Here is a 13,486-nt window from a genome sequence, read left to right as displayed (position 1 = left end):
CTAAAAGCCATTGTTATTGACTGCCCCAAAACCTTCGACGCGCCGGTTGCCGATCCCGAGCGGTTTAAAGCCGCAGCTAAAAAATTCGCCAAAATATTGCTGGACCACCCCGTTTGCGGACAGGGGCTGCCTGCTTACGGCACCAACGTACTGATGAACATCATCAACGAAGCCGGCACCATACCCACCCGCAACTTTAGATTCGGCCGTTTCGATAAAGCCGCCGAAGTCAGCGGCGAAAAGCTGGCCGAAGTGGCCACCGCCCGGGGCGGCAAAGCCACCCACGCCTGTCATCCCGGTTGCGTGATGCGCTGCTCCAACGTCTATCCCATGCCGAACGGCAAAGTTTGCGCTCCCATCGAGTACGAAACCGCCTGGTGCTTCGGTCCCAACCTGGAGATCGGCGACCTGGACACAGTGGCCATGCTGAACTATATCTGCAACGACGTTGGTCTCGACACCATTGATGTGGGCTGCACCCTGGGCGTTTTAATGGAAGCCGGGGTAATGCCCTTTGGCGACGGTCAGGCTGCCATTGCTGCGCTGGAAGAAGTGGTCCAAGGCACTCCGCTGGGCCGGGTTATCGGCGGCGGTCCCACCAACGCCGGCAAGCTGTACGGGGTTACCCGCGTGCCCGCCGTTAAGGGTCAGGGCATCCCGGCCTATGACCCCCGCTCCTGCAAGGGTAACGGCGTAACCTACGCCACCACCCCCATGGGTGCTGATCATACCGCCGGCTACGCTGTTACAGCCAATATTCTAAACGTGGGCGGCACTGTCGATCCCACCAAGAAAGAGGGCCAGGTGGAGCTTTCCCGCAAACTGCAGGTGGCTACCGCTGCCGTGGATTCAACCGGCTTGTGCCTGTTCGTCGCCTTCGCCGTGCTGGACAACCCGGAAGGACTGCCCACCGTCGTGGAAATGCTAAACGCCCAGTACGGTATTAATTTGACGGTGGACGATGTTATAGCCCTGGGCCAGGATATATTGAAGGTGGAAAGGGAGTTCAACAAGGCCGCCGGCTTTACCAAAGCAGACGACCGGCTGCCCGAGTTCTTCCAAATCGAGGATCTGCCGCCTCACCATACTAAGTTTGATCTAACTGATGATGAACTGGACGAGGTATTCAATTTTTAGTATAATTTAATGCAAAGGGTTGCCGGAGGTAAGCGCTCCCGCAGCCCTGTTTTTTTATATGGATGGTTTTTAGGCAGCTCAGACGAGGTGAATTTATATGTTGGTTGAGGTTCGTGTATTCAGCGGGCTGGAAAAGTATTTGCCCGGCAAGCGTTTTGGTGAGCCTTTGCCGGTTGAACTGGACGAAGGAGAAACCATTAAAGAATTATTAGAAAAGCTTGGCATTCCGGAAAAGGACGTGTTTAACATACTTGTTGATGGTAAACACCAGTCGCTTGATTACACTGTTAAAGGAGGGGAAAGGATTTCTCTTTTCCCACCGGTGGGAGGCGGTTAATTTGGCCCCCGGTAATGTGCTTTTAATAATATTTTTGGCAATTAATTTTTAGGACCGTTATGCAAAATTAAGCATAATGGAGCGGGGTATTGATAATGGATACGCTGATTAAAGGTCTGACCCATACCTTATACCTGGTGTTAACCGGTGATCCGGAGGTGTTCCAGATTACTTTATTTACCTTACGGGTAACTGGGACGGCAACGTTGATTAGTGTATTGATAGGTGTGCCAATAGGACTTTTTCTTGCTTTTCGTGTTTTTAGGGGACGTTATCTGGCTGTAAGTATGGTGAACCTTGGTATGGGGCTGCCACCCGTGGTAGTGGGTTTATTTGTAAGTCTGATGCTCTGGCGCTCCGGACCGCTGGGTTTTTTAAACCTGCAGTATACTCCGACGGCAGTAGTAATAGCCCAGGCCATCATAGCTTCACCCATCGTTACCGGTTTTACGATGGCTGCCGTGGGGCAGCTTAACCCCAAGATAAGATTGCAGATTTTAGCTCTGGGGGCGTCGCGTTCTCAGTTGCTGTGGCTAATACTAAAAGAAGCCCGGCTTGGTTTGCTGGCTGCTGTAATAGCCGGTTTCGGCGGTGTCGTATCCGAAGTAGGTGCGGCGATGATGGTAGGCGGCAATATACCTGGACTGACAAGAACGCTGACAACGGCTACGGTGATGGAGGTCAGCAAAGGGAATTTTGATATCAGTGTTGCTTTAAGCGTTATCTTATTATTACTGGCTTATGTAATCACTTTCAGCCTGACTGTTTTGCAGCAGAAGGGCCGGTATTAACTGTAATTAAATAACCAAAAAGAAGGTGTAACAATGCAAGACCAATACCGGCGGCCAATTAATTACCTGCGTATTTCAGTAACTGACCGGTGTAATTTGCGCTGCGTTTATTGCATGCCACCGAGTGGTGTTAAATTTATCAAACATGAAGAGATCCTGAGTATAGAGGAAATAATAACAGTGGTTAAGGCCGGGGTCCGTATAGGAATAAAAAAAATCCGCCTTACCGGGGGGGAGCCGCTGGTACGCGGTGGAATTTTAGACCTGGTGAGCAGCTTGAAAAATATTCCTGAAATAGACGATATAGCTATAACCACAAACGGTATTTTGCTGAGCCAAATGGTGGGGCCATTAAAAAAGGCAGGCCTAAACCGGGTTAATGTAAGCCTTGACACCATGAAACCCGAACGCTTTAAGAAAATTACCCGGGGAGGAAACCTTGATCTGGTTTGGAAAGGCATTAACGCTGCGCTAAGCGCAGGGCTGGACCCGGTAAAAATAAATACTGTGGCCATTCGCGGTTTTAATGACGATGAGCTGGTAGATCTGGCCAGGCTGACTTTGGATCACCCGCTGCACATTAGATTTATTGAGTTAATGCCCATTGGCTCATCGGATGCGTGGTCCAGGGGCAAGTTCATTGCCTCCGGCGAAGTTAAGGAATTGATTGAAGGAGCACTGGGTAATCTTGTAGATGAAAAACACATTAACGGTAACGGGCCGGCCCTTTACACCCGGCTGCCGGGATCAAGGGGTACAATAGGTTTTATCTCTGCCATAAGCAATCATTTTTGTGCCGAGTGTAATCGTTTGCGGCTGACATCCACCGGTCAGCTGCGGCCATGTCTGTTTAATCACAGGGAAATCGATCTTAAACAGGCTTTACGCAGTGGAGCAGGGCCGGAAAAACTGGTAGAGATATTTAGGGAAGCTATTGTGAGCAAGCCGGTTGGTCATGATTTGGACAAGGCATGGCAGGAAGATGACCGTGTAATGTCGCAAATAGGAGGTTAGTGATGGCTGACGAAGGTTATCAAGGGTTGACCCACTTTGATGAAAAAGGCGCCGCCAGGATGGTGGATATTAGTGATAAAAACGATACTGTCCGTGTAGCAATTGCCAGAGGTGAAGTAATCATGCGGCCCGGCACTCTGGAACTGATTGTCGGCGGCCGGGTGGCGAAGGGTGATGTACTTGGTGTGGCCCGGGTAGCCGGTATCATGGCGGCCAAAGAAACAGGCAGACTGGTTCCTATGGCGCACCCCATTACCTTAACCGGGGTTAACGTGGACTTTAGAATTAATGAGCCTGACAGGGTTGAGATTCAGGCCAGGGTGCGCACAACCGGGAAAACCGGGGTGGAAATGGAAGCGCTTACAGCAGTAACGGTTGCCGGGCTTACCATTTACGATATGTGCAAGGCTGTAGACCGGGAAATGGAGTTGGGCCGGGTACGCTTGATCTATAAAACCGGCGGAAAAAGTGGAACATTTCAAAGGGAGGACGATGAGCCATGGGATATGTAGTGGCGGTGTGCACCAGCCCCAAAAAAGGAATGCGCAAAAAAAACATTGGTACCGGTCGCCTGATTGAAGAACATGGCTTTGAAGGAGATGCCCATGCCGGGCCCTGGCACAGGCAAGTTAGTTTGCTGGCCCTGGAAAGCGTGCAGAAAATGCGGGATGCCGGGCTGGACGTTAACCCGGGCGATTTTGCCGAGAATATTACCACGGTAGGAGTCGACCTGGTTGCGCTGCCGATAGGAACCAGGGTTAAAATCGGGGCGGAAGCACTGGGGGAAGTCACCCAGATCGGCAAGGAATGTCATACCCGCTGCGCCATTTATCACCAGGCGGGAGATTGTGTCATGCCGAAGGAAGGCATATTTATCAAGGTATTAAAAGGCGGTGCGGTCAAAGTGGGCGATGAGGTGCGAGTTGAGCAGTCATAGCGTCCCGGTAATATCGGTTGTCGGCTGGTCGAACAGCGGTAAAACCACCTTCCTGGAAAAATTGGTGGCAGAGCTTAAAGCCAGGGGGATTAAGGTTGGGATTATTAAACATCACCACGGGCCGTTTGAAATTGACCGGCCCGGTAAAGATACCTGGCGGCTCTTTCAGGCTGGGGCTGAATGTACGGCCATTGCCGGTCCCGGTAAGGTTGGCCTGGTGATAAGGTCTGCCGGGGATATGCCGCCCGGCGATATAGCAGCGCTAATGCCGGAGGTTGACCTGGTTATAACTGAAGGTTATAAAGGAAGCGCTTATCCCCAGATTGAAGTGCGCAGAGCCGGTCATTACCGGGGCGAGCCCTCGTCCAGCGCCAGACAACTGGTAGCTGTTTGCGGCGACATGGCTCTTTGCGAGGAAGGACTGCCTTGCTTCAGCAGCGAAGATATTGCCGGTGCAGCTGGTTTTATAATTGATCTCATTAACCGCCGCTAGGACTCCCGCCTCTACAGGCGGGAGTTAAGCGGCGATAAACTCGAAATAAGTGCGACTAAGGTTCAGGTGGGGTCAAAACCCCACCTGAACCAAGTCTTCTTTATCAATACTGCAGGGGAAGTGATTAAAATTGCTGACCGCAGATCAAATGGAAAGATATCGCAGAAATATGCTGCTTGACGGTGTGGGTGTTGCAGGGCAGGAGAAATTACGGCAATCAAGCGTGCTGGTTGCGGGCAGCGGCGGACTGGGCTCACCGGTTGCCTATTACCTTGCGGCGGCTGGAATTGGCCATATCGGTTTGTTGGACGGGGATAACGTGGACTTGTCAAATTTACAGAGACAGATTCTGCATTTTACACCCGACCTGGGACGCCCCAAGGTCGAATCAGCCCGGGAAAAAATTGCTGCGCTAAACCCTGACATTAAAATATCCGCCATCAACCAACGGATGAATGAAAAAAATTTTAGAGACATTATCTCTAAATTTGATCTGGTAGTAGACGGAACGGATAACTTTGAAGTTAGATTTTTAATTAACCAGGCCTGTGTGGAGCAGCGAAAGCCATATATTTTTGGTGGCGTTTTGGGCTATTCCGGACAGGTTATGACCATAATTCCGGGACAGGGCCCTTGTTTGTCCTGTATTTTCCGCAATGTACCCTCCGGTGACGCCCCTTCCTGTGACCGGGAGGGTGTGTTGGGGGCAATTCCCGGCTTGATCGGGGCATTAGAGGTTGCGGAAGCGGTTAAGGTTATCCTTAGCATTGGAGAACCCCTTATCGGTCGGCTTTTAACCTGTGATGTTTTAACTATGCAATTTATGCCCGTTGAAATTAATCGCGATCCCGAATGTCCCGTGTGCGGTGGTATTTAAATTATAAAATCTTTACTACCAGCACGGTGCAGTAGAAGGATGAGAAATAGATACCGCGTTATGCACCAATAAATATACGCTCAATAAGGAAAATTGCGAAGCGCACGGAGGGAACCACCGGAGCGCCAGATACAAGTAACGTGAGAATTAAATTCTTAGTAAGTTAAAGTAGGAATTAGAACAAATGAAATATTTTATTGACTTTTTAAATGTATTAAAGCAAGGAAAAATAGCACCGGTATACCTTTTCTACGGTCCCGAGGCCTATCTCCGGGATCAGGCACTGATGCGGCTAAAGCAAACATTACTTCCTGCTGGTGAAGGTGAGTTTAATTATGAAATTTTAGATGGCTCATCTGTATCTGCAACAGAGGCCATTGCTGCCGTGGAACTTACACCCTTTACGGCTGGACAGAAACTTGTTGTAGTGCGTGATGCCGCGATTCTTCAAAAGGACGGGGATGATAAGCTCATCCTTGAGTACATTGAACGGCCCAATAAAGGTGGCTGCCTGGTATTGGAAACCGGACAAAGTATTGACCGTAGAAAGAAATTATACAAAAAAATTGCAGCAATGGGCGGTGCTATAGAATTCGTCAGGCTTAAAGCATCTGAATTAACTAAATGGCTGGCTAAGCAAGCCCGGGAAGAAGACGCTGCTTTAACCAGGGAAGCCGCCGAAGAACTGCTATTGCGCTGCGGCCCGGATATGTACACCCTGCATAATGAAATGCAAAAATTAACCTGCTTTGTGGGCAGGGGTAATACAATTAATCTGGATACCGTAAAGGAACTGGTTGCGAGCAGGGTAGAGGAAAGTATTTTTGAAATGGTTGATGCCATTGGTGAAAAAGACGGGACAAAAGCTATTGGAGGTATTCGCCAGCTGCTAAGGCAAAAACAGCAGCCCCAGCAGATCATAGGCATGATTGCCAGGCAGTTTCGCCTGATCTATCAGGTGCGGGGAATGACTGAAGCGGGTACCGCAAGGGAAGAGATTATTAAAACCTTGAAAATGCACCCATTTGTTTATAAAAAAATTAGCCGGCAGCAAAAGAATTTTAGCTCCGGGCAACTTGTTCAGGCCATTATGAGACTGGCGGAACTGGATTATCTGGTTAAAACCGGCGGAGGAAGCTTTAGTGAACTAATAGATACATATATTTTAAAGCTATGTTTCGAAAAGTAATAAACCACCCTTGTTTTAAAACGGGTGGTTTATTACTTTACAAATATTAAAACGCGCGCATAATATAGAAATGACTGAGCGCGCGTTTTTACTTATCCGGCTATTTTGTTAAAACGCTTGGTAAGACGGGACTTGGTACGGGCCGCTGTATTCCTGTGCAGCACACCTTTGGTAACGGCCTTATCTATAGTAACAAGCGCACGGCGTAATTTGAGTTGGGCTTCGTCCTTGTTTGTGCTGGTGATGGCGTCATGAAAATGACGAATAGCTGTACGCAAACTGGATTTAATTCGCCTGTTGCGCTCGGTCCGCTTCCTGGTAATACGAACCCGCTTGACAGCAGATTTGATATTAGGCATCCTTTTTTCACCTCCCAACAGCGCTAATTTTACCACGCACTGAAAAAAAAAGCAAGTTTCTCCGGTATACGAACGATTTTTTTGGTTATTCTAATTACTAGATTTTTTTAAGGAGGTGAATGGATCGATGCAATGGCTTGGACTAATTATACGTTTTGTTGTTTCCGCACTTGTGTTAATAGTTGTTAGTTGGCTGGCGCCAGGTTTTGTTGTGCGCGGCGGCTTTACCGGCGCTTTGATTGCCGCGGCGGTAATTGCGGTGCTGGGCTATGTGGCCGAGGCTTTGCTGGGCGATAAAATTTCCCCGCAAAACCGTGGTATTGTTGGATTTATTACGGCAGCGGTAGTTATCTATCTGGCCCAGTTTATAATCCCCAACTTGCTCAGCGTAAGTCTGATCGGGGCATTAATATCTGCTTTTGTGGTCGGGCTGATTGATGCAATCGTGCCCACAGTGCTGCGATAAAGATTAAAATGTAAGGTTTGGGTAATAATCTCCCTTTTCCGGGCATATGATAGAACACTTCCCGGTTAAAGGGGGATTTTTTATGCAACCCTCTTATTATTATTCTTATAAGCGGTACAGGCTTCATAAATCGGTCAGGCCCTGGCTGGTTCTGATTGTTTTATTTATTTTTCTAATGATGTTAGTCAGTATGATGGATAATTTCTCTCCCGGACTATTGTCAGTTGAGCAGTGGTGCTTAAATCAATTGATAAACTGGAGTGATCGCGACCCGCGCAGTATTATGCGGGTGGCAGTGCCGGTTATGGCCTGGACGGGGAATGGTGAGGACATTCCCCAGGTGGTATCCCCGGGCTCCCTTGTCGCGCCCCTGGTTAAAACCTTCACCATTGACAGGCACAGTCCCCGGAGTATGCTGGAACTGCAGGTGCCCTTATTGGCCGCGGTAAATATGCAGCAGGAAGAGGCTGTTCCGGTTATTGCACCTGAAGTGGCTGCGGAGCAGGATAATGAACTGGTAAAACCCGTAACCCCGGTTTCCGGGCAAAGTCTGGTGGCGATATACAATACTCATACCGGTGAAACATACGCTCTGACGGACGGGACCGAACGGTTTAATGGGAAAAGGGGCGGTGTGGTTAAAGTAGCCGCAACCCTGGGCAGGGAGCTGGAAGAAAAGTATGGTATCAAAGCTGCAGTGTCAGATACGATCAACGACGCCAATTATAATACCTCTTATGACCGTTCGCAGGAGACGCTGCGCAAATTATTAGAAGAAAACCCGTCGGTTCAGGTGGTTTTAGACATCCATCGGGATGCAGGAAAACCAAGAGAAAACAGTGTGGTAACCGTGGATGGCAGAACTGTTGCACCGATTCTGATTATTGTCGGCTCCGATGCCAGAGCTCCATTTCCAACCTGGCGACAGAATTATGATTTTGCCAGGGAACTGGCGGATGAGATTAACAAGCAACACCCCGGACTATGTTTAGACGTGCGCATTAAGGAAGGTCGCTACAACCAATTCTTGCACCCCCGGGCAATATTGCTGGAAATCGGAAGTGTCAGCAATTCAACCGAAGAGGCGGTGCAAACCGTTAAGCTCCTGGCCGGTCCGCTGGCGGAATTGGTGAAACGCTGTCTTGATAGAGACTGAGTATACGATAAATTTTATCTGGCAAAAATAGAGAAAAAGATGAGTGGTGATTATGCATACCCCCGGAAAAACAATGCTGGCGAGCCTGGGTATTTTTATAGGAATAATTATTTTCGGTGCCCATGTTATTGTGGAAAATTATAACCAGACTGTGGCTCCGGATAAACCACTGGTTTTGATGGACCTGCGGCTTGAACAAGATAATTTGCAGGTTACCCTGCTGGGTGATACACTGGAATTGCCTTTTAAGAGTATCCGGGTCAGGGAAATCTGGCCAACAACCCGGGTTGAAATCGAGCATCTGGTTGATATAATTGAACAAAGATTAAAAATGATGCAGCAGTTGGTTTATGAGATTAAAGGCTGGCCGTAGTATGTTTTGTTTGTACTAATCAGAATCTTTACTGATGGGGCTAAGGGATAAAAAACGCGCGCACAAAAGATTTGTACGCGCGTTTTTATTATCCGCAGCGCTGCATTGTTAATTGTCAATGGTAATTTAGTGTGAAAAAACTTAAGCCCTTACCACCTGGAAGGCGCAAGGGCTTAAATAAAGCTTTACTTTTTTGCAGAATTTATGTATAATGAACTTTATGCTATAGGGGTTAATTTAAATTAAATTACAGTAACAGTATATCACATATTCAATAAAGTGTCAAGGAATCTGGGAGAATTAATTCTCCCCTTAAATTAATGGAACGGGGAATCAGTATGTGTGCTGTCAGATCTCATCTACCTTTTGCATATCAAAGTAAACATGATTTTCCGGTAAAGCTCACCGAATGGATCGGGCAGGTGTTTTATGATGTCCTGCCCGAGCATGGCTATGAAATTCGCGAAGAGCAAATTTACACAGCGTTTAAGCTTGCCGATGCCGCATGCCGGGGAAAAGTGCATTTCGCCGAGGCTGGATTGGGTATTGGTAAAACTTTTGCTTATTTGCTTACCGCGGTTGCTTATGCCCGGCTTAAGGGTAAACCTGTCGTGATTGCCTGCGCCTCCACAGCGCTCCAGGAGCAGTTGGCCGGACCCCGGGGAGACATAGAAAAACTTTCGCGCCTGCTGGATCTGGATATTGATGTCCGCATGGCCAAGGATCCACATCAGTACATTTGCGATATCAAAGTTAACCGGTTTCACAACCTGCTGTTTGAACAGCCAGGCAAGGCGGTTACAAATGTGTTGCACTGGGCGGGAAAGACTGAACGGGGAGAACGCTCTGAGATGCCCGGTGTACCGGACCGGGTTTGGACACAGGTAGCCTGGGATGAAACAATGCCCTGCGAAACTTGCCCGGACCGGGGATTCTGTAAGCTGGTTAAGGCGAGGGAGCATTACCGGTCGGCTCTGGACCTGGTTGTGTGCGACCACGGCACCTTTTTTGATGACCTTTGGACACGGGATGAGCGGGTCGCTGAAGGTAAACTGCCTCTTTTGCCCGATTACTCAGCGGTAATCTTTGACGAAGGCCATAAAATACTGCTTCCGGCGGCACTCAGGGCGGGACGGCAGGTGGTTAAAGAGGATATTGATGATATGCTTACCTCCATTGAACAAATTCAGGGAGCCAGAACGTCTTTAATTTCCATTGCCTTTGCCATGGATAAGGCCACCGCGCGCTTTTTCAAAATCCTTTACCAGGCGGCTGCCGGTGATGAGCAAACGGACCGGCTGACCATACGGATAAATGATGAGCTGCTTGGGGCAGCGGATACCTTACGGCGCGCACTTGGAACATTGCATTTTGAACTGCAAAACGAACAAGATCTGCACCTCCAAACCCTCTCTCATACGCGATTGCAAGCATATGAGGCGGGGGTGGAACGGGCGGCGTTGGCTCTGGACCGGTTTTGCCGGAATAGGGGTAAAGATGTCATTTTCTGGGCCGACCGGCTGGACCAGAGTTTTTGGGTGGTGCCCCGGGACCTCAGCGGTATGTTAAATAAGCATCTATTTGCCAGGAGACTTCCCGTAGTGTTTTCCTCAGCAACCATGAGCACTGGAGGAGATTTTAGTTACTTTGCGCGTGCTTTAGGTTTAAAGGAATTTTCAAGCTCATCTGTGGGCAGTTCCTTTGAGTTTGATAAACAGGTTTTAGTTTATCTGCCTCAACGATTACCCGCCGTTGATCAACAAAGCTGGTTCCCCAGGGCTTTAAGGCGGTTGGTTTCTTTATTGCGGGTTTCCAAAGGGCGGGCACTGGTGCTTACCAATAGGCCGTCCGATGTGCGTAAAATCCGAAAGGGGCTGAAAGAATTCCGGCTGCCCTTTGAATTTCTTTGGGAAGATAGTGCGGAAAGGGGTTATCTGGTCCGAAAATTCCGTGAAGAAATATCGTCGGTGCTCGTTGGTTCCGGGTTTTGGGAGGGAATTGACGTACCAGGTGAAGCATTATCCCTGCTGGTGATCTGGCAGTTGCCCTTTCCGCCTCAGGATCCGCTGATCGAGGCGCGCAGGCGCGAGATGAAGGAACAGGGATTGGATCCGGTTAGCACGGTGGACTATCCTGAAATGGGCTTGAGATTAAAACAAGGATGCGGCAGGCTGATCCGGTCACGGGATGACCGGGGCGCCATCGTCATTTTGGAACCAGTTCCGGGTAGGCCGTGGGAGCAGCATGTGTTGGGGGCTTTCCCGGCAGGTGCAAAAGTTGTCCAAAATTTGAGCGCTCTTTCCACTTTATGGCCCGGTTCTGCGACTGAACCAAAACATCATGCGCGGGCAGCGGCCAATGTATCTACCCGGCTGTAATAAGTACAAGTGCAGGTTGTCCTTTTCAGCCTGACCTGATGGATGCTATAATATACTGATATGAATTGACCTAATTTTTAAGGGAGAGGAACTGGCAGTGCAAAGAAGACAGGAACGAATTAGAAACTTTTGCATCATCGCCCACATAGACCATGGCAAGTCCACTCTTGCCGACAGATTGCTGGAATACACCGGCGCCCTGACCCAGCGGGAGATGTCTGAACAGGTGCTGGACCAGATGGATCTGGAAAGGGAAAGAGGCATAACCATAAAACTGCAGGCCGTCCGCCTTAATTACCGGGCCCGTGACGGGCAGGAATACGTTTTAAACCTGATCGATACTCCGGGGCATGTGGACTTTACTTATGAAGTTTCGCGCAGCCTTGCCTCCTGCGAAGGCGCATTGCTGGTGGTTGACTCGGCGCAGGGTATCGAAGCCCAAACACTGGCCAACGTTTACCTGGCTATAGATCATGACCTGGAAATTATACCGGTAATTAATAAAATTGACCTGCCTGCCGCCGACCCTGAGCGGGTTAGAAGCGAGATTGAAGATGTTATCGGTTTGGACGCCTCCGACGCTATTCCTGCTTCAGCCAAAAACGGCACAGGGGTAGAGGAGATATTGGAAAGAATAGTTACCCGGATACCACCGCCGCAGGGGGATGAGGATGCGCCATTGCAGGCGCTGATTTTTGATTCGCATTACGACTCTTACCGGGGCGTGGTAGCTTATATCCGGGTTGTTCAAGGCCGGATCAGTAAGGGCATGCAGATTAAAATGATGGCTACAGACAAAGAATTTGAAGTTAACGAACTTGGTGTTTTTAAGCCTGCGCCTGTATCAGTCGATGAATTAAGCGCCGGTGAGGTTGGTTACTTTGCCGCCAGTATGAAAAATGTAAAGGATACCAGGGTGGGCGATACTGTTACTGATGCCCGGCGTCCCGCGGCTGAACCACTGCCAGGTTACCGCCAGGTTAAGCCGATGGTTTATTGCGGCCTTTATCCGGTGGAATCCGCCGAGTACGAAGACTTGCGCGATGCCCTGGATAAGCTTAAACTTAATGATGCCTCTCTGGTTTACGAGCCGGAAACATCCGATGCCCTGGGCTTTGGCTATCGCTGTGGCTTTTTGGGTTTGCTGCACATGGAAATTATTCAGGAAAGATTAGAACGGGAATATGGAATTAATTTAATAACTACGGCGCCCAGTGTTGTTTACCGGATAACGACAACTGCCGGCGAGGTGATTGAAATTGATAACCCCAGCAAAATGCCTGATGCCGGTAAAATAACCATGATGGAGGAGCCTTTCGTTTCCGGCACGGTGATGGTGCCCCAGGAATACGTGGGTGCGGTGATGGATCTGTGCCAGGACCGCCGCGGGGTCTATGTTGATATGGTTTATATGAGCCAGAGCAGGGTTATGCTGAAATATGACTTGCCGCTCAGTGAGATTATTTTTGACTTTTTTGATCAATTAAAATCACGTACCAGGGGTTATGCCTCCCTGGATTACGAAGTGGCGGGATACCGGGAATCGAATCTGGTTAAAATGGACATTTTAGTCAATGGGGAACCGCTGGATGCTTTGAGTACAATTGCCCATAAAGATAAAGCTTACGGCCGGGGCAGGGCGCTGGTTGAAAAACTCCGCAGCTTGATCCCCAGGCAGATGTTTGAAATCCCCCTGCAGGCGGCCATTGGAAATAAGATTATAGCCAGGGAAACGATCCGGGCCATGCGCAAAGATGTTTTGGCCAAATGCTACGGCGGGGATATTACGCGTAAGCGTAAACTGTTGGAAAAACAAAAGGAAGGCAAGCGGAGGATGAAACAAGTGGGAAATGTGGAGATTCCCCAGGAAGCTTTTATGGCGGTGCTTAACGTAAAGGATGAATAATTGACATAGGAGTCGGAAGCCAGGAGTCAGGAGTCAGAATAATAGAACCGGGTCAAGGCATTCTGACTTCTGA

The 13,486-nt window shown here is 49.1% G+C and carries 15 protein-coding genes; 14 read left to right on the top strand and 1 reads right to left on the bottom strand.

Annotated elements, in window-relative coordinates; translation table 11 throughout:
• The 9 genes from BM056_RS19735 to holA form a co-directional block, all read left to right on the top strand.
• Positions 1 to 1,137, top strand: a 1,137-nt coding sequence (locus BM056_RS19735) for an aldehyde ferredoxin oxidoreductase C-terminal domain-containing protein (protein WP_092473668.1), incomplete at its 5' end; no start/stop codon positions are given.
• A 97-nt stretch (positions 1,138 to 1,234) separates the two neighbouring features.
• Positions 1,235 to 1,474 carry a MoaD/ThiS family protein gene (locus BM056_RS19730; protein WP_092473666.1) on the top strand — a complete coding sequence of 80 codons (240 nt, stop codon included), beginning with the start codon at positions 1,235 to 1,237 and terminating at the stop codon, positions 1,472 to 1,474.
• Positions 1,475 to 1,569: 95 nt separating this feature from the next.
• The gene (locus BM056_RS19725) at positions 1,570 to 2,265 is read left to right on the top strand and encodes an ABC transporter permease (protein WP_092473664.1); all 696 of its coding nucleotides are present in this window, start codon (positions 1,570 to 1,572) and stop codon (positions 2,263 to 2,265) included.
• A gap of 33 nt (positions 2,266 to 2,298) precedes the next feature.
• A complete protein-coding gene (gene moaA, locus BM056_RS19720) occupies positions 2,299 to 3,279 on the top strand; it encodes a GTP 3',8-cyclase MoaA (RefSeq protein ID WP_092473662.1) in 981 nt (326 codons plus the stop codon).
• A 2-nt stretch (positions 3,280 to 3,281) separates the two neighbouring features.
• Positions 3,282 to 3,791 carry a cyclic pyranopterin monophosphate synthase MoaC gene (moaC, locus tag BM056_RS19715; protein ID WP_092473660.1) on the top strand — a complete coding sequence of 170 codons (510 nt, stop codon included), beginning with the start codon at positions 3,282 to 3,284 and terminating at the stop codon, positions 3,789 to 3,791.
• Positions 3,779 to 4,216 carry an MOSC domain-containing protein gene (locus BM056_RS19710; RefSeq protein ID WP_092473658.1) on the top strand — a complete coding sequence of 146 codons (438 nt, stop codon included), beginning with the start codon at positions 3,779 to 3,781 and terminating at the stop codon, positions 4,214 to 4,216. The genes moaC and BM056_RS19710 overlap by 13 nt, the downstream gene beginning before the upstream one ends.
• Positions 4,203 to 4,709, top strand: a complete 507-nt coding sequence (gene mobB, locus BM056_RS19705; RefSeq protein ID WP_165613620.1) for a molybdopterin-guanine dinucleotide biosynthesis protein B — start codon at positions 4,203 to 4,205, stop codon at positions 4,707 to 4,709. The genes BM056_RS19710 and mobB overlap by 14 nt, the downstream gene beginning before the upstream one ends.
• A gap of 130 nt (positions 4,710 to 4,839) precedes the next feature.
• Positions 4,840 to 5,586, top strand: a complete 747-nt coding sequence (locus BM056_RS19700) for a HesA/MoeB/ThiF family protein (RefSeq protein WP_274377569.1) — start codon at positions 4,840 to 4,842, stop codon at positions 5,584 to 5,586.
• 184 nt (positions 5,587 to 5,770) lie between these two features.
• Positions 5,771 to 6,775: a DNA polymerase III subunit delta gene (gene holA, locus BM056_RS19695; RefSeq protein WP_092473654.1), complete on the top strand. Its 1,005-nt coding sequence runs from the start codon at positions 5,771 to 5,773 to the stop codon at positions 6,773 to 6,775.
• A gap of 92 nt (positions 6,776 to 6,867) precedes the next feature.
• On the opposite strand, the gene rpsT is transcribed toward holA, so the two are convergent.
• Positions 6,868 to 7,134: a 30S ribosomal protein S20 gene (gene rpsT / locus BM056_RS19690; protein ID WP_092473652.1), complete on the bottom strand. Its 267-nt coding sequence runs from the start codon at positions 7,132 to 7,134 to the stop codon at positions 6,868 to 6,870.
• Between the two features lie 127 nt (positions 7,135 to 7,261).
• Between rpsT and BM056_RS19685 the strand changes: the two genes are divergently transcribed.
• The 5 genes from BM056_RS19685 (at position 7,262) to lepA (ending at position 13,413) form a co-directional block, all read left to right on the top strand.
• Positions 7,262 to 7,600 carry a phage holin family protein gene (locus BM056_RS19685; RefSeq protein WP_092473650.1) on the top strand — a complete coding sequence of 113 codons (339 nt, stop codon included), beginning with the start codon at positions 7,262 to 7,264 and terminating at the stop codon, positions 7,598 to 7,600.
• Between the two features lie 82 nt (positions 7,601 to 7,682).
• Positions 7,683 to 8,756 (top strand): stage II sporulation protein P, encoded by a 1,074-nt coding sequence (gene spoIIP / locus BM056_RS19680; RefSeq protein WP_165613619.1) that lies wholly within the window; start codon positions 7,683 to 7,685, stop codon positions 8,754 to 8,756.
• 52 nt (positions 8,757 to 8,808) lie between these two features.
• The gene (locus BM056_RS19675; RefSeq protein ID WP_092473646.1) at positions 8,809 to 9,129 is read left to right on the top strand and encodes a hypothetical protein; all 321 of its coding nucleotides are present in this window, start codon (positions 8,809 to 8,811) and stop codon (positions 9,127 to 9,129) included.
• 338 nt (positions 9,130 to 9,467) lie between these two features.
• The gene (locus tag BM056_RS19670; protein WP_092473644.1) at positions 9,468 to 11,507 is read left to right on the top strand and encodes an ATP-dependent DNA helicase; all 2,040 of its coding nucleotides are present in this window, start codon (positions 9,468 to 9,470) and stop codon (positions 11,505 to 11,507) included.
• Between the two features lie 97 nt (positions 11,508 to 11,604).
• Positions 11,605 to 13,413, top strand: coding sequence for a translation elongation factor 4 (lepA, locus tag BM056_RS19665; RefSeq protein WP_092473642.1), 1,809 nt, complete (start codon positions 11,605 to 11,607; stop codon positions 13,411 to 13,413).
• The last annotated feature ends 73 nt before the right edge of the window (positions 13,414 to 13,486 follow it).

The organism is Desulfotruncus arcticus DSM 17038, assembly GCF_900113335.1.
GTDB lineage: Bacteria > Bacillota > Desulfotomaculia > Desulfotomaculales > Desulfallaceae > Desulfotruncus > Desulfotruncus arcticus.
The sequence above is the reverse complement of the archived record's forward strand: the minus strand, read 5'-3'. Positions and strand labels throughout refer to the sequence as shown.